We start from the raw sequence: 15051 nt of genomic DNA, 5'->3' as shown, positions 1-15051 counted from the left end.
GGTTGATGCAGTATTGTGATCGCACCGCCGGAGCGCGACCGAATACCCCCGACTCCGCATTCGACGCGCCGCGGTAACGAACTCTTTCACCTCGCCTTCAGGGAGGCAGGTCGCTCTATGAAAAGCACAGGAATCACCGGTGTGACCCGGAGTGGTCCGGACGAGGAACTGGTGACCATGCTGTACCACCAGTTCCGCGAGAGACTATTCAGCCACGTGCTGAGGCTGACCAATTACGATCGGCAGTGGACGGAGGACGTGGTCCAGGAGACCTTGATCCGCGCCTGGCAGAACTCGGCCACCCTGACCAGGGAACCCGGCATGCTCCGGGGCTGGCTGCTGACCGTCGCGCGGCGCATCGTGATCGACGGCTGGCGCTCGCGGCAGGCCCGCCCGCAGGAGGTGGAACTGCTCCGCCCGGAAATGGCCGGTTGCCCGGACGAAACCGATCAATCCCTTTCGGTCATGGTCATCGTCGATGTCATCAGCAGACTCTCGGAAGAGCAGCGTTCGGCCATTTATCAAACGTATGTGAAAGGCCACACCGTGCGGGAAGCGGCAAAAATCCTGCAGGTGCCGGAAGGCACCGTTAAATCACGTCTGCACAAGTCCATGCGGCTGATCAGGAATGCGCTGCAGGAGTGGACGTGAGGGAGGCGTGATGTGATGCGTGCACGGCATTCCGCGCTGGCGGCCTACGCACTGGACGCGTTGGACGAGAGCGGAGCCAGGAAATTCGAACGGCATTTGTCGCGGTGCCGCCGCTGCCGCGGCGAACTGGCGGACTACGACCGGGCGGGGATCGTCGGCCTGCTCCGCGACGCGGCGGAGACCGGCATGCTCAACCCGCTGCTGGACAGCATCCCGCGGCAGCGGACGACGGACCTGCCGGAAGCCGGGGAAACCGGGCCCCGGCGGCGGCTGCTGCTGTCCTGCCGGTCGCGGCTGCGCCGGGTGCTGCTGCTGGTGGGAAGGTGACCGGGCGGGCGAACGCGGCCGCACCGCGTCGCGCCGCACCGTCCAGGCTGCCTGGCGCCATCTGCGTTCCCACCGTCCCGACGAGTCCGGCCGGTGCACCCTGGGTGACCGGCACTACTGAGGTTGGCCCAATTCTGCCGCCGAACGGCCCGCGGGTCTCTACGGTAGGCACCGTAGAAAACACGGAGAGTTGGGCGTTTGGCCCTTCGGTACCTCCGCTGGTCACGCTCGGTGCCCTGGACAACCCGTCGGAGAATGGTGCATCCTCCGGGTCCCACGCGCGTTCACGCCGTAGGGGATACCGAGAGCGGCCGGGGTGCCGCGGATCGGAGAGCTGCACGTGACCACGTCTTCCGCGCTGGCGCCTGCCCGAAGACCAGCCGAGTTGGTGAGCGCCGGGCCGTTCTTCGGCCGCGAGCCGGAGCTGGAGACCATCGGCGGCCTGCTCTCGCGCGCCGGGGACGGGCTCGACTCGCACGTGATGGTCTTCGGTGAGTTCGGCGGCGGGAAGTCCGCGCTGCTCGACGCCGCCGCCCGCCGCGCGCGGGCGCAGGGCTTCACCGTGGCGATCGCCCGCGGGGCCCGCCTGGAGGTCCGCCTGGCCGGCGGCATCGTGCACCAGCTCTCCGACGCGCTGCTGGAGGTCATCGACGGCGACGGCACCAACGCGCTGCCCGCCCCGGTCCGCACCAACTCCGAGTTCGACGCGCTGGAGTCGTTCCAGCTGCTCGTCCGGACCGCCGCCGCCCGCCGCCCGCTGTTCCTCGCCGTCGACGACGTGCACCTGGCCGACGCCTGGTCGATGCGCTGCCTCGCCTACGCCCGCCCCCGCCTGACCGGGCACCGCGTGGTCATCGCGACCACCGCGAACCGCGGCCTCGCCCCGCTCAGCGAGATCTCCCTGCCGGAGCTGACCGGCACCACCCCCGAGGTGATCGACCTCGGCGGGCTCGACCTGCCCGCGGTGGCCGGACTGGTGCGCGCGGCGACCGGGCGGCAGGACGCCGGGTTCGCCGCGGCCTGCCGGGAGGTCACCGGCGGCAACCCGTACCTGCTGCGGTCACTGGTCAGCACCCTGCAGCACCGCACGGCCGAGGTCGGCGAACTGACCGCCGAGCAGGTGCGCGCGGTGTCCGTGCCGCTGATCGGCGAGATCCTGCGCGTGCGGCTGCGGGGGCTGCCCGGCACCACCGACGTGGCGCGGGCGGTGGCCGTGCTCGGTGAGGACGCCACGCTCGAAGCCGTCGGCGCGCTCGCCGGGTTGTCCCCGCGGGCCACCCTGCGTGCGGTGGACACGCTGGTCCGGCTGCACGTGCTGGCCGACAGCTATCCCCCGGCGTTCACCTACTCCTACGTGCGCAACGGCGTGCTCGACGACATGTGCGTCGCCGAGCAGGCCGCCAGCCACGCCACCGCCGCCCGCCTGCTGTTCGACGCCGGGGTGCCGGACGAGCGGGTCGCCGCGCACCTGCTGGAAGCGGGCCCGATCCGGTTGCCGTGGGGGGTGGAGGTGCTGCGCCGGGCCGCCCGGCGCGCGGTGCACCAGCAGCGCCCCGACCTGGCCGGGGCCTGCCTGCGGCGGGCGCTGGACGAGCGGCTGCCGCCGGATCGCCGGCTGGCCGTGCAACTGGAACTCGGGCACGTCGAGTTCGGCCTGGACCGCTCGGCCGGGCGGGCGCGCCTGCGGGACGCGCTGGCCATGGCCGAGGACCCCGGCGCCGCCGCCGAGGTCGCCGAAACCATGGTGCTCGGGTCCTGCGGGGACGCGGCGAACCGGCTGGCCATCTCGGTGGCCACCGAGGTCCTCGCCCGGCTCGGCTCCGGCCGGCGCGAAGTCGCCCAGCGCCTGCGCTACACCACCTACCTCGCCGCCGCCGGTGGCTCGCGGCACCCGTCGGCGTGCGCGCAGCGGGTGTTCGACGACCTGCGTGCGGAGATCCCGGAGAACGACCAGCTTCGGCGCCTCCACGCGCTGCTGGTCGCGCTCGCGCACGCCAGGGAAGCCGGTTCGCACGCCGACTTCCTCCGGTACGCGGCCGAAGCGCTCGACGGCGACCCGATACCGGCGTTCGGCCAGCCGTACGTGTTCGCCCTGTTCAGCGCGGCGCTGGCGGACGAACCGGAGCACGCCGAGCGGTTCCGCGGGCTGGTCGAGGGCACGCGCGAGCCGCACGACTACCACCTGCGCAAGGGCATCGCCGCGTCGCTGGCCCACGGCAAGGCCATCCACCTGCTGGGCGACCTGCCGAAGGCCCGCACGTTCTTCGCGTCGCCGGTGCGGATGTTCCTCGACTCCGGCACGGCGAACGGCTGCCCGATGGCCACGCTGTGCCTCGCCTGGTACGCCGAGGTCCTGATCGACCTCGGCAGGCTCGACGAGGCGACCACGATGCTGTCGCACACCACCGTCGGCGAGTTGTACGCCGACGTGTACCTGCTGTTCGCGCGCGGCAAGCTGCGGCTGGCCGCGGGTGACGGCCGCGGCGCGCTGGACGAGCTGACCGAATGCGGCAGGCGGCTGGCCGACCGCGGCCTGAGCAACCCGGCCGTGCTGGGCTGGCGTGAGCTGGCCGTGCGGGCGCACCTGCTGCTGGGCGAGCGCGAGCAGGCAGCCGAACTGGCCGCGGAGAACCTGCGGCTGTCGAAGCTGTGGGGCACCCCGCGCCTGATCGGCACGGCTCTGCTGGCGGCGGGCGTGGCGGGCGAGGACGGCGACGACGCCGAGCACGCCCTGCAGTCGGCGATCGAGTCGCTGTCGGCGTCCCCGGCGAAACTGCGCCTGGCCGAGGCCCTGTTCGAGCTGGGTTCGCTGCTGCGCCGCCGCGGGCACCCGGAGAAGGCGGTGCCGCAGTTGCGGCGGGCGGTGGAGCTGACCGCGCAGTGCGCCGCGGAACCGCTGTCCAGGCTGGCCGGGCGGGAGCTGCGGGCCTGCGAATCGGCGGTGCGCGACACGCGCACCAGCACGCACGGGCTGACCAGGCAGGAGAGCCGGGTGGCCGCGATGGCGGTGCAGGGGCTGACGAACCGGCAGATCGCCGACGCCCTGCACCTGACCAGGCGAACGGTGGAGCTGCACCTGTCCGGCGCCTACCGCAAGCTCGGCATCTCGGGGCGAGCCGATCTTTCGGCGGTTTTCCCGGATTAGGCGGGGAGGTTGTCGATGGCCTTGCGGACGACCAGTTCGGGCGGTTCGGTCACGTCCAGCCGGATGCCGCGTTCGCCGGCGCCCAGCGGTTCCAGGTCGGCGAACTGCGAGTCCAGCAGCGACGGCGGCATGAAGTGCCCCGACCGCCCGGCCAGCCGCTGCGCGATGACCTCGCGCGGGCCGTCGAGGTGCGCGAACCAGACGTCACCACCCCGGCGGAGCACGTCCCGGTACCGCCGCTTCAACGCCGACGAGGTGACCACGCCTCCGCTTTCACCGCGCTCGCGGATCCAGCCGGCGATGGCTTCCAGCCACGGCCACCGGTCCTCGTCGGTGAGCGGGGTGCCCGCGGTCATCTTGTCGATGTTGGCCTTCGGGTGGAACGAATCCGCTTCGGCGTAGGGCACCCCGAGCGCCTCCGCCAGCGCGGTGCCCACGGTGGTTTTGCCCGACCCGGAAACACCCATCACGACCACGACCGTCATGCCGGGCATGTTGCCACAGGCGGCTCGCGGGGCCGGTCGACCCGCGCAGTAACCTGAGCGTTCAGACAGGTGACATGGGGCCAGGCGAACGGAGCCAGTGGTGAGCGCGGGTCGCGCGATCGGACTGTTGCTGGGGGTGGCCGCCGACGGCATCGTCGGGCACCCGAAAGACGGCCGTCCGGTGGCCGGGTTCGCCCGCTTGGCGCGGGCGCTGGAGAAGAAGGTCTACGCCGACCACCCGGTACCGGGCGCGGTGCACGCCGGCCTGCTCGCCGGTGGCGCGGTGGTGCTCGGGGTGCTGACCGAGCGCGCGGGCCGTCGCAGCCCGGTGCTGGAGGCGACCGGCACGGCGATCACCACCTGGGCCGTGCTCGGCGGGGCGGCGCTGGCCATCGACGGCACCGAACTGGCCCGTGACCTGGAGACCGGCAGGCTGGACTCCGCGCGCGACACGCTGTCCGAACTGGACCCCCGGGACACCGGCGGCCTGTCCGTCATCGCGCTGTCGCGGGCTTCGGTGGAGACGGTCGCGGAGAGCACTTCGGACGCCGTGGTGTCGCCGTTGTTCTGGGGCGCGGTCGCGGGTGCACCGGGCCTGCTCGGCGCGCGGGCGGTGAAGGTGCTGCGGCGGCTGAACTCGTCGCCGGGGCACCGGCGGTTCGGGTGGGTGGTGGTCCGGCTGGACGAACTGGTCAACCTGCTGCCGACCCGGGTGGCCGCGGCGCTGACCGTCGGCGGGGCGCCGGTGGTCGGGGGTTCGGCCGCGGGCGCGTGGCGGGCGTGGCAGCGGGACGCCTCGGCCCACCCCAGCCCGAACGCGGGCCGGGTCGAAGCCGCCTTCGCCGGTGCGCTGGAGATCCGGCTGGGCGGCCGGACGGTCTACCCGCACGGGGTCGAGGAACTGCCCGTGCTCGGTGACGGCCGCAACCCGGACGCCGGCCACGTCACCCGGGCCGTCGAACTGTCGCGGGTGGTCGGCTGGCTGGCGGGCATCAGCTCGGCCCTGCTGGCGCTGCTGATCGGCCTGCGCCGGAGCACGCGTTCCCGCTGAACCCGCACGGTGAACTCCGGTTACTTCGGATCTGCCGGGTGGCGGCGCCGCGGTTGCGGCGGACGGCGGACTACCGGTGGGTTGCCTTCGGGGTGGCGGGAACGCCTCCGTAGGTTTCGCCGTCCTCGTCCTCGTCCTCGTCTTCGGCGAGCAGCTGGGCGACCGACTTCCGCCGGTCCGGTCGCGGCCGGTCCTCCGCCAGCACCCCGCCCGGCTTGAGCTCCCGCACGGTGAAGTACAGCCACCCCAGCACCCCCATGGTGCCGAAGGCGATCCACTGCAGCGCGTACGAGAAGAACGGTCCCGCTTCCAGCTTCGGCAGCGGCAGCGGCTCCAGCCCGCCCGGCTGGTCCACGTCCAGCTGGAAGTACCCCGGCCGGATCGGCAGGCCGGTCGCACGGGCGACCACCCGCGAATCGACCGTGTAGCTGTGCAGGCGGCCGTCGGTGGAGTCGTCGGCGAAGGCGTCGCGGGCCTTCGGGTCGGTCTCGTCGATCCGCACCCGGGCCACCACCGTCACCGGCCCGGGAGGCGGCGCCGCGTACGACGGCACGCGGGTGCGGTCGTCCGGCCGGACCACCCCGCGGTCCACCAGCACGATCTGCCCTTCGGTGGTCCGCAGCGGCGTGAGCACCTCGAACGCGGGCTCCCCCAGCACGGTCCGCAGCCGCGCGATCACCTCGGCGTCGGCCAGGTAGGTGCCGGTGAAGGTGACCCGGTCCCACTGCGTGTCCTCGGTGGGCGCGGCCCCGCCGGGCAGCACGGCGTCCACCGGGCGCGGCTCCGCGGTGAACGACGCCTGCAACGCGGCGTTCTGCGTGGCGCGCTCGCTGTCGCGGCTGAACTGCCAGGGCGCCAGCAGCGTGTAGCAGGTGGCCGCGAACGCGAACACCACCAGCGTCAACGCCAGCCAGCTCGGCCTGAGCAGGAACTTGAACCGCACCCCTCAACCGTAAGCCGTCGCCCGCGTCGCGTTCACCCAACCCCGCGTGCGGCGGCCAGCGCCTGCCCGGCGTACCCGCCGCCGAACGCCGCGGCGTGCACCAGCAGCGGGAACAACTGGTGCAACCCGGTGCGTTCGCGCCAACCGGGTGCCAGCGGCGCGGCCTCGTCGTACGCGGCCACGATCCGCTCCAGCAGCGGTGTGCCGAACAACGCCAGCATCGCGAGGTCCTGCTCCCGGTGACCGCCGTGCGCCGCCGGATCGATCAGCCACACCCGGCCGTCGGCACCCCAGAGCACGTTGCCGCTCCACGCGTCGCCGTGCAGCCGGGCCGGTGGTTCCTCGGGCACCCCCAGCTCCGGCAACCGGCGGCACAGCCGGTCGAAGACGGCGATCTCGGCGGAGCCGAACAACCCCCGGTCCACCGCCCGCCGCACGTACGGCTCGACGCGCTCGGCGGCGTAGAACGACGCCCACGTGCCGTGCGCGGCGTTGCGCATCGGCTCCGGCCCCATCCAGGCGTCGACGGGACCACCCGGCGGCGGCGCACCGAACGCGTCGGCCCCGCGGGCGTGCAACGCCGCGAGCCCCCGCCCGAACTCCTCCGCCGCTGCCTCCGAAGGGCTGCCGCTCTCGATGTACGGCGTGACCAGCCACTCGTCGTCCGAGGCGAGAACGGCGGGCACCGGGACGTCACCGTGTTCGGCGAGCCACGCCAACCCGGCGGCCTCGGCCCGCACCGGACCCCGCTTGGCCACGACCACCCGTGACCCGGCCTCGATCCGGTGGGCGGCACCTCCGAGCGGCGCCGACCGCGAGACCGGCACCCCGAGCAGCCGCTCGACCGCCTTCACAGCCGCTCGCGCACCCAGTCGAGCAGGCCGGGCATGGACCGTTCGATCATCGCCAGCACCTCGGTGAAGCCGTCGCCGCCGCCGTAGTACGGGTCCGGCACCTCGGCGTCCGCCCCGGCGGACGGGTCGAAGTCACGCAGCAGCCGCACCCGTTCCGGGTCGTCGACCTTGCGCCGCAGCTCGGCGAAGTGGCTCTGGTCGGCCGCCAGCAGCAGGTCCGCGGCCAGGTGGCCGGCGTCGACCTGCGCGGCGATGTGGTCGACCGGGTAACCGGCGGCGGTCAGCGTCGCGCGTGCCCGGCCGTCGGCGGGCTCACCGACGTGCCACGGGCCGATGCCCGCGCTGCTCACCCGCACCCGGTCGGCCAGCCCGGCCCGGCGCAGCTCCTCGCGGAAGACCAGCGCCGCCATCGGCGACCGGCAGATGTTGCCCGAGCAGACGAATGACACATGGAGACTCACCCGGTCAGTGTGCCCCGCAGGCCGAGTCCAGTGATCGGCGGAGGGCACGTCCGTGCAGCTCGTAGAAGTTCAGCTCGCGGTCGACCACCAGGATCGCCACCACCAGCCTGCCGTGGCACGACGGCCGTGCGCGGACCGCCGAAGTGGCCGCCAGCTCGTCCAGCAGCCCGGCGTTGATCCGGTCGATCACCGGCCGGACCTCGGTGGCCAGATCGGGGCGGTGGGTCGGCGCCACCTCCGGGTTCGCCGTCCAGTACGCGTACAGCCCGCGCTGGACCACCTTGTTCGCCTCGATCTGGTCGCGGAAGGACTCGACCGCCTCGGCCGGGTCCAGGCCGAGGCCGGGGGCCTTGGCCGCCACGCCGTCGAGGATCTGCTGCTCGCGCACCGGGTCGTCGATCGGCTGGGTGGTGCCGAACTTGGCGGCGGCCACCTTGTTGGCGAGCTGCACGCGCTGCCCGGCCAGTTCGGTCAGCGGGTACAGCGAAGGCGTGACCGCTGTCGCGACAGGCGTGAGCAGCAGGCAAGCGCTGACCACGGTGAGCAGGACGGTGGTGAACCGACGGCGCATGACCCGTCACGGTACATGCGAGGATCACCGGCATGCCCGTCCAACTCGCCGACGTGATCGCCGCACTGGAAGCCGCCTACCCGCCGGAACTGGCCGAACCGTGGGACGCGGTCGGCCTGGTCTGCGGGGATCCCGCCGAACCGGTGGAGCGGGTGCTGGTCTGCGTCGACCCGGTCGAAGCCACCGTCGACGAGGCGCTGGAGCTGGGTGCGCAGCTGCTCGTGGCGCACCACCCGCTGCTGCTCAAGGGCGTGCACGGGGTGCCTGCCGACCGGCCCAAGGGCGGGCTGGTGCACCGGATGATCCGCGCGGGCGTGGCGTTGTACTGCGCGCACACGAACGCCGACGCCGCCGACCCGGGGGTCTCCGACGCGCTCGCCGAGGCCATCGGGCTGCGGGTGCTGAAGCCGCTGGCGCCGAACCCGGACGGCAGGACCGGCATCGGCCGCATCGGCGAGCTGCCCGAGCCGGAGCCGTTCGCGCGGTTCGTCGAACGGGTGTCCGCCGCGCTGCCGGAGACCCGGCCCGGCAGCTACGGTGCCGGCGACCCGGACCGCGAGATCCGCACGGTGGCGGTGTCCGGCGGCGCCGGGGACAGCTATCTCGACGCCGCCACGGCCGCCGGGGTGGACGCCTACGTGACCGCCGATCTGCGTCACCACCGGGCGGGTGAGCACCTCGAAGGCGGGCCGTCGGTGCCCGCGCTGGTCGGCGTGACGCACTGGGCCAGCGAATGGCCGTGGTGCGGGCAAGCCTCGGCCGTCGTGCGGGACGCGCTTGCCGGTACCGTCGACATTCACGTCTCCACGCGGTGCACCGACCCGTGGACGATCCGCGCTTGAAGTCCCCGAGGGAGTGACGACACCGTGAAGGCCGAACCCGCCGTGCAACGCCGCCTGCTGGAACTCGCCAAGGTCGACGCGGAGCTGTCCCGGCTGGCCCACCGGCGACGCACGCTGCCGGAGCTGGCCGAGATCGCCGAGCTGGAGCAGGAACTGCGGGCGAAGAAGGACGCACTGGTCTCCGTGCAGACCAACGCCTCGGACCTGGACCGCGAGGTGGCCAGGCAGGAGCGCGAGATCGACTCCGTGCGCACCCGCAGCGAGAAGGACCGCAAGGCGATGGCGTCCGGCGCGGTCGGCGCCAAGCAGCTCACCGAACTGCAGCACGAACTGGACAGCCTCCAGCGCCGCCAGACCGCGCTGGAGGACGACCTGCTGGAGCTGATGGAACGCCGAGAGGCGCTCGAACTGGACGCCCAGCGCACCGGCGCCGAGGTGGACAAGGTCAACGCGCAGCTGGAGCAGGCCGGTCGCCGCCGCGACGAGGCGTTCGCCGACATCGACACCAGCCAGGCGCGCCGCGAGCAGGACCGCACCGAACTGGCGCCGAAGTTCCCCGAACCGCTGCTCAAGCTCTACGAGCGGGTGCGGGCGCAGCGCGGCATCGGCGCGGCGCTGCTGCGGTCCCGCCGCTGCGGGTCGTGCCAGCTGGAGCTGGACCGCAACACCGTCTCGGAGATCAAGTCGGCGGCCGAGGACGAGGTCGTGCAGTGCGAGAACTGCAACGCCATCCTGGTGCGGACCATGGAGTCCGGCCTGTGAAGGTGGTCGTCGAGGCCGACGGCGGATCGCGGGGCAACCCGGGGCCCGCCGGCTACGGCGCGGTGGTCAAGGACGCCGGGACCGGGGAGGTGCTGGCCGAACGCCGGTCCGGGCTCGGGGTGGCGACCAACAACTTCGCCGAGTACTCCGGCCTGCTCGCCGGACTGGCCGCGGCCGCCGAACTCGGGGCGTCCGAAGTGGATGTCCGGATGGACTCGAAGCTGGTGGTCGAGCAGATGTCCGGCCGCTGGAAGATCAAGCACCCGGACCTGCAGCCGCTGGCCGCGCGGGCGCGGGAGCTGGCGGCGGACTTCGACCGGGTGCACTACGAGTGGATCCCGCGGGCGAGCAACTCGCACGCCGACCGCCTGGCCAACGAGGCGATGGACACCCAGGCCGGGAAGCCCACCGACCGCGTGTCCCCGGCGAGGTGGAGCGGGGCACAGGGCACGCCGACGAAGTTCCTGCTGCTGCGGCACGGCCAGACCGGGATGTCGGTGGAGCGGCGGTACTCCGGGCGCGGCGACGTGCCGCTCACCGACCACGGCCGCCGCCAGGCCGACGCCGCCGCGAAGCGGCTCGCGGCGATGGAGGGCCTGGTCGTCGACGGGGAGCCCGCGCCGGTCATCTCGTCGCCGCTGCTGCGCACGCAGCAAACCGCGCAGTCCGTGGCCGATGCGCTCGGCGGGCGGGTGGAAACGCACCAGGGCCTGATCGAGACGGACTTCGGCAGCTGGGAAGGGCTCACCTTCACCGAAGCCGCCGAACGGGACCCGGAGCTGCACTCGGGCTGGATCAGCGATTCGTCGGTGAAGGCACCCGGCGGGGAAAGCTTCGACGCGGTGCACCGCCGCGTGCGTGCGGTGCGGGACGACCTGGTCGAGCGCTTCGCCGGACGCACCCTGGTGGTGGTCAGCCACGTCACCCCGATCAAGTCCCTGCTGCGGCTGGGGCTGGACGCGGGGCCTTCACTGCTGTTCCGGTTGCACCTGGACCTGGCTTCGCTGTCCATCGTCGAGTTCTACCCGGACGGCAACGCCTCGGTCCGCCTGGTCAACGACATCTCGCACTTGTGATTTGGTCGCGCCTCCGGCGCGACGGCGAGGTCGCTTTTGAGCGACCTCGCGGTCGAAGGGTGGAATCGCCGCCCGGGCTCCCCAGCAACTCAGGTGATCTGAACCGCTGCCTAGGCTCCCAGCCACTCAGGTGAACGGGGGCGACTTGCCCAGGCTCGAGCACGAGCCGGGCGATGAAGTTGCCCGGCTCAACCGGCCGGAGCAGCCGCCCATGCCTCCAGCATCACCCGGGCGATGGAGGAATTGCCCGGCATGACCAGGCGGTCCGGATCGAACTCCGGGTCCTCCGGATCGGGGCGGCCGCCCCGGCCCAACTCGAAAGCCTCCAGCACCTCCGCCCGCGTCACCCACCGCGCCGACTCGATTTCGCCGTCCTGGGGGACCAGGGGTTTCGAGGCGTCCGCACGTGCGGTGAAGCCCAGCATGATCGACCGCGGGAACGGCCACGGCTGGCTCCCGAGGTACCGGATCGCCGAGACCTCGGCGCCGACCTCCTCGCGGATTTCCCGTTCCACGCAGCCTTCCAGCGACTCCCCGGCCTCGACGAAACCCGCCAGGATCGAGTACCGGCCCTTCGGCCAGATCGGCTGCCGCGCCAGCAGCACCCGTTCACCGTTGACGCCGACATCGTCGTGCACCAGGCAGATCACCGCCGGGTCGGTGCGCGGGTACTCCTCGTGCCCGCACCGCGTGCACCTGGTCGCCCAGCCGAACTGCACCCGCTCCACCGGACTCCCGCACCGCGCGCAGAAACCCGCGCGGTGGTGCCAGTTCCGCAACGCCATCGCGGTGGTGAACAGCCCGGCGGAGGTGTCGTCCAGCAGGTCGCCGTGGCCCCGCAGGTCGACCCAGACCTCACCGTCGGCCAGCGGTGCCCGGTCACGCAGGCCCCAGCTCCCGGTCAGCGTCACCCACTCGCCGTTCTCCGGCGGCGCGCCGGGCAGGGTCCAGTAGTCCACGCCCTCCCACTCACCGAGGAACGCCGCGTCCTCCGGCGGCTCGTCGCCGAAGGCCAGCGCCTTGCGGGTGGCCAGGGCGTCGCCGTCGCGCGGTACGGGGGTGCGGCCGGACTTGGCGTCCAGCAGCACCACCCGGGCGCTGGACCAGCGCGCGTGCAACCGGTCCGGGTCGCCGCGCAGGTTCTCCTGGCGGTCCACAGTGGACCGCGAGAGCGTCGGCAACCGGTCGAGCTGGAACGGCTGGGTCATGCGTCTCCGATCGTGACCCCGCCGATGGCCTGCAGCCGCCGCCCGACCTTCTCCGCGTCACCGACCACCACGCCGGTGAACCGGTGCGGGGCGAAGAAGTCCAGTGCCGCCTCGGCGACCTCCTCGGCGGTGACCGCGGCCAGCCGCTCCGGGTGCCCGGCCAGCCACTCGAAGCCGAGCCCGGCCTGCACCAGCGCGGACAGCTGCCCGGCCAGGCCGGTCTGCGAGGAGGTGGAGATACCGAGCGAGCCGATGGCGTACTGGCGCACCGATTCCACCTCGTCGGCGGTCGGCGGCACCAGCCCGAGCCTGCCCAGCTCGTACCGGGTCTCCAGCAGCGCCGCCGCGGTCACGTCGGTGGCGGTGTCCGCGTCGACCAGCAGCGTGGCGGAGTTGCCGGTGAACTCGAAACCGGAGTGCGCGCTGTAGGTGTACCCCTTGTCCTCGCGGATGTTCTCCACCAGCCGCGAGGAGAAGTAACCACCGTAGGCCAGGTTCGCCAGCTGCAGGTGCGCGTACCGCGGATCGGTGCGGCGCAGCGCCTGCGCGGACAGCCGCAGCTGCGACTGCACCGCACCCGGCCGCGGCACCAGCAGCACGTCGCCACCGGTCAGCTCCGGCAGGTCCGGCAGCAGGTTCGCCGCCTTGTCCGAGGCCCAGCCGCCCAGCGCCCGCTCCAGGTCGGCGACCACCTGCTCGGGATCGATGTCACCGACGATCACCAGGGTGGAGTTCCGCGGCAGCACCGCCTCGGCGTGCAACCGGCGCACCAGCTCCGGCTCCACCTTGGCCACGTCGTCGGCCTGCGGCACCTCGAAGGTCGCCGGGTGGTTGCCATAACGCTTGCGCTGCAGTGCTTCGCGGGCGATCGTGCGCGGCTGCGTGCGGGCGATGGCCAGCCGCTCGATCAGCCGCGCCGACTCCCTGCTGACCTCGGCGTCCACATAGGACGCTTCGGTGAGCAGGTCGGCCAGCACGTCGAACAGCGTGGGCAGCCCGCTGGCCAGCGCGCTGGCGCTGACCGCCAGCCGCTCCGGGTCGACCATCGTGCTCAGCTCGCCGCCGATCAGCGCCAGCTCGGTGTCGATGGCCACGCGGTCGCGGCGGGCGGTGCCGGTGACCATGGTCTCGGCCAGCACCTCGGCGGTGGCCGGGTGCAGCGGATCGGTGCCGGCGAACGGAATGCTCAGCCGCAGCTCGACCAGCGGCACGGTGTCCTTGCGCACGGCCAGCACGCGCAGCCCGTTCGCCAGTTCGGTGTCCACATGGGACAGATCGGCGGCGGCGCGCTGCTCGCCGAGCGGCGGCAGCGGGCGCGGGCCCCGCTCGGTGCGGCCGATCTCCTCGGCACCGCGGTGTTCGGTGCGCTCGACGGCGGTCACTTGCTTCCTCCCTTTTCGGGCTGGACGACCAGCACCGCACGTGAATCGGGGCGCAGCGCCTTGGCCGCGGCGGCGACGTCGTCCGCGGTCACCGCGGCGAACCGGTCGGCCAGGCCGTGCACCAGGCTCGCGTCCTCGTAGAGCAGTTCGAAGGCACCCAGGGCGAGCGTGCGCGAGACCATCCGGTCGTGCTCGGAGTGCATGCCCGCCGCCCAGCGCGCGGTCACCTTGGCCAGCTCGCGCTCGTCCGGCGGGGTGCTGGCGAGCCGATCGATCTCCTCGTCGATGGCCTTGAGCACCCGGTCGCCGGGCACGTCCGGCGCGTGGATCGCGGTGATCGAGAAGGTGTCCGGATCGCGGGCCTCGAAGGGGCCGAACAACCCGGCACCGGCACCGATGTCGGTGACGATGGCGTCGCGGTGCACCAGCCGCTGCTGCAGCCGCGACCCGTCACCGTCGGTGAGCACCCCGGCGAGCACCAGGTTCGCCAGATAGGCGTCCAGCTCGCCGACCGGGTCGGGCATGCGGTAGCCGACGGCCAGCGCGGGCAGCGGGGCGTGCGGGTCGACGTGGTGCCCGCGCAGTTCCTCGGTCGGCCGCGGCTCGGCGAACGACCGGCGCTCCGGCGCCGGCCGGAACGGCACGTCGCCGAAGTGCTTCTCGACCAGCTCGCGGGCCCGGCCGACCTCGAAGTCGCCCGCCACCGTGAGCACCGCGTTGGCCGGGGCGTAGAAGGTGTCGAAGAAGGCGGCGCAGTCGTCCAGCGTGGCCTGCTCCAGGTCGACGAAGTCGCCGTAGCCGTTGTGCGCGTTGGCGAAGGTGGAGTACAGCACCGGCGGCAGCAGGATCCACGGGAACCCGCCGTACGGCCGGTTCAGCACGTTGAGGCGGATCTCCTCCTTCACCACGTCGATCTGGTTCGACAGGTTCTCCTGCGTCAGCTTCGGCGCGCGCATCCGGTCGGCCTCGAGGAACAGCGCGCGCTCGAGCGCGGCGGCGGGCAGCACCTCGTAGTAGTCGGTGTAGTCCGGGTGCGTGGACCCGTTGAAGGTGCCGCCGCTGGACTGCACGTGCCGGAAGTGGGCCAGCTTCTCCAGGCTCTCGCTGCCCTGGAACATCAGATGCTCGAACAGGTGCGCGAACCCGGTGCGCCCCTCGGGCTCGGAGCGGAAGCCCACGTCGTAGTGCACGGCGACACCGACCACCGGCGCGGTCGGGTCCGGCGCGAGCACCACGCGCAGCCCGTTGTCCAACTTGAACCTGTGTAGCTCGGGTACGGCCATGCCCGCCACC

15 protein-coding genes are annotated in these 15051 nt (G+C 72.7%); 7 read left to right on the top strand and 8 right to left on the bottom strand.

Translation table 11 applies throughout. The features are described 5' to 3' along the window. Positions 1–117 precede the first annotated feature (117 nt). The 3 genes from AC07EG_RS02210 to AC07EG_RS02200 all read left to right on the top strand — a co-directional run bounded on the left by AC07EG_RS02210 (position 118) and on the right by AC07EG_RS02200 (position 4123). Entirely contained in the window at positions 118–651 is a 534-nt protein-coding gene (locus tag AC07EG_RS02210) for a sigma-70 family RNA polymerase sigma factor (RefSeq protein ID WP_478251111.1), read from the top strand. A gap of 15 nt (positions 652–666) precedes the next feature. Continuing rightward, a complete protein-coding gene (locus AC07EG_RS02205) occupies positions 667–978 on the top strand; it encodes a zf-HC2 domain-containing protein (protein WP_478251110.1) in 312 nt (103 codons plus the stop codon). 340 nt (positions 979–1318) lie between these two features. Then, complete coding sequence (locus AC07EG_RS02200; RefSeq protein ID WP_478251109.1) at positions 1319–4123, top strand: AAA family ATPase; 2805 nt, start codon at positions 1319–1321, stop codon at positions 4121–4123. Here the strand turns inward: AC07EG_RS02200 and AC07EG_RS02195 are convergent. After that, complete coding sequence (locus tag AC07EG_RS02195) at positions 4120–4608, bottom strand: gluconokinase (protein WP_478251108.1); 489 nt, start codon at positions 4606–4608, stop codon at positions 4120–4122. The genes AC07EG_RS02200 and AC07EG_RS02195 overlap by 4 nt on opposite strands. A gap of 100 nt (positions 4609–4708) precedes the next feature. Between AC07EG_RS02195 and AC07EG_RS02190 the strand changes: the two genes are divergently transcribed. Beyond that, complete coding sequence (locus AC07EG_RS02190; protein ID WP_478251107.1) at positions 4709–5659, top strand: cobalamin biosynthesis protein CobD/CbiB; 951 nt, start codon at positions 4709–4711, stop codon at positions 5657–5659. 70 nt (positions 5660–5729) lie between these two features. Here AC07EG_RS02190 and AC07EG_RS02185 read toward each other — a convergent pair whose 3' ends face one another. The 4 genes from AC07EG_RS02185 to AC07EG_RS02170 are packed head-to-tail and all read right to left on the bottom strand — an operon-like array spanning position 5730 to position 8488. Next, complete coding sequence (locus AC07EG_RS02185; RefSeq protein WP_478251106.1) at positions 5730–6602, bottom strand: SURF1 family cytochrome oxidase biogenesis protein; 873 nt, start codon at positions 6600–6602, stop codon at positions 5730–5732. Between the two features lie 32 nt (positions 6603–6634). Beyond that, positions 6635–7456 (bottom strand): fructosamine kinase family protein, encoded by an 822-nt coding sequence (locus AC07EG_RS02180; RefSeq protein WP_478251105.1) that lies wholly within the window; start codon positions 7454–7456, stop codon positions 6635–6637. Further along, positions 7453–7917, bottom strand: coding sequence for a low molecular weight protein-tyrosine-phosphatase (locus tag AC07EG_RS02175; RefSeq protein WP_478251104.1), 465 nt, complete (start codon positions 7915–7917; stop codon positions 7453–7455). The genes AC07EG_RS02180 and AC07EG_RS02175 overlap by 4 nt, the downstream gene beginning before the upstream one ends. Positions 7918–7921: 4 nt before the next feature. Beyond that, positions 7922–8488, bottom strand: a complete 567-nt coding sequence (locus AC07EG_RS02170; RefSeq protein ID WP_478251103.1) for a chorismate mutase — start codon at positions 8486–8488, stop codon at positions 7922–7924. A gap of 32 nt (positions 8489–8520) precedes the next feature. Between AC07EG_RS02170 and AC07EG_RS02165 the strand changes: the two genes are divergently transcribed. Genes AC07EG_RS02165 through AC07EG_RS02155 form a run of 3 tightly spaced genes read left to right on the top strand, consistent with a single transcriptional unit; the run spans position 8521 to position 11168 of the window. Next, complete coding sequence (locus AC07EG_RS02165) at positions 8521–9330, top strand: Nif3-like dinuclear metal center hexameric protein (RefSeq protein WP_478251102.1); 810 nt, start codon at positions 8521–8523, stop codon at positions 9328–9330. A 24-nt stretch (positions 9331–9354) separates the two neighbouring features. Then, complete coding sequence (locus AC07EG_RS02160; protein WP_478251101.1) at positions 9355–10092, top strand: zinc ribbon domain-containing protein; 738 nt, start codon at positions 9355–9357, stop codon at positions 10090–10092. A gap of 2 nt (positions 10093–10094) precedes the next feature. Continuing rightward, positions 10095–11168, top strand: a complete 1074-nt coding sequence (locus tag AC07EG_RS02155) for a histidine phosphatase family protein (RefSeq protein WP_478251231.1) — start codon at positions 10095–10097, stop codon at positions 11166–11168. 188 nt (positions 11169–11356) lie between these two features. Here the strand turns inward: AC07EG_RS02155 and nudC are convergent, their stop codons facing one another. From nudC to AC07EG_RS02140, 3 genes are read right to left on the bottom strand one after another with little or no spacing between them, the layout of a single operon-like run. Continuing rightward, on the bottom strand, positions 11357–12376 hold the full coding sequence (nudC, locus tag AC07EG_RS02150; protein ID WP_478251100.1) for an NAD(+) diphosphatase: 1020 nt from the start codon (positions 12374–12376) through the stop codon (positions 11357–11359). Beyond that, positions 12373–13758 carry a M16 family metallopeptidase gene (locus AC07EG_RS02145; RefSeq protein WP_478251098.1) on the bottom strand — a complete coding sequence of 462 codons (1386 nt, stop codon included), beginning with the start codon at positions 13756–13758 and terminating at the stop codon, positions 12373–12375. Before AC07EG_RS02145 ends, nudC begins: the two co-directional genes overlap by 4 nt. Next, positions 13755–15041, bottom strand: a complete 1287-nt coding sequence (locus AC07EG_RS02140; RefSeq protein WP_478251097.1) for a M16 family metallopeptidase — start codon at positions 15039–15041, stop codon at positions 13755–13757. Before AC07EG_RS02140 ends, AC07EG_RS02145 begins: the two co-directional genes overlap by 4 nt. Positions 15042–15051 lie beyond the last annotated feature (10 nt).

The organism is Amycolatopsis sp. NPDC045836 (assembly GCF_056431745.1).
The sequence above is the reverse complement of the archived record's forward strand: the minus strand, read 5'-3'. Positions and strand labels throughout refer to the sequence as shown.

Coding starts and splice junctions, on each gene's coding strand:
- AC07EG_RS02210 (WP_478251111.1), top strand. CDS start 118: ATGAAAAGCACAGGAATCACCGGTGTGACCCGGAGTGGTCCGGACGAG.
- AC07EG_RS02195 (WP_478251108.1), bottom strand. CDS start 4,608: ATGACGGTCGTGGTCGTGATGGGTGTTTCCGGGTCGGGCAAAACCACC.
- AC07EG_RS02165 (WP_478251102.1), top strand. CDS start 8,521: ATGCCCGTCCAACTCGCCGACGTGATCGCCGCACTGGAAGCCGCCTAC.
- AC07EG_RS02140 (WP_478251097.1), bottom strand. CDS start 15,041: ATGGCCGTACCCGAGCTACACAGGTTCAAGTTGGACAACGGGCTGCGC.
- nudC (WP_478251100.1), bottom strand. CDS start 12,376: ATGACCCAGCCGTTCCAGCTCGACCGGTTGCCGACGCTCTCGCGGTCC.
- AC07EG_RS02205 (WP_478251110.1), top strand. CDS start 667: ATGCGTGCACGGCATTCCGCGCTGGCGGCCTACGCACTGGACGCGTTG.
- AC07EG_RS02170 (WP_478251103.1), bottom strand. CDS start 8,488: ATGCGCCGTCGGTTCACCACCGTCCTGCTCACCGTGGTCAGCGCTTGC.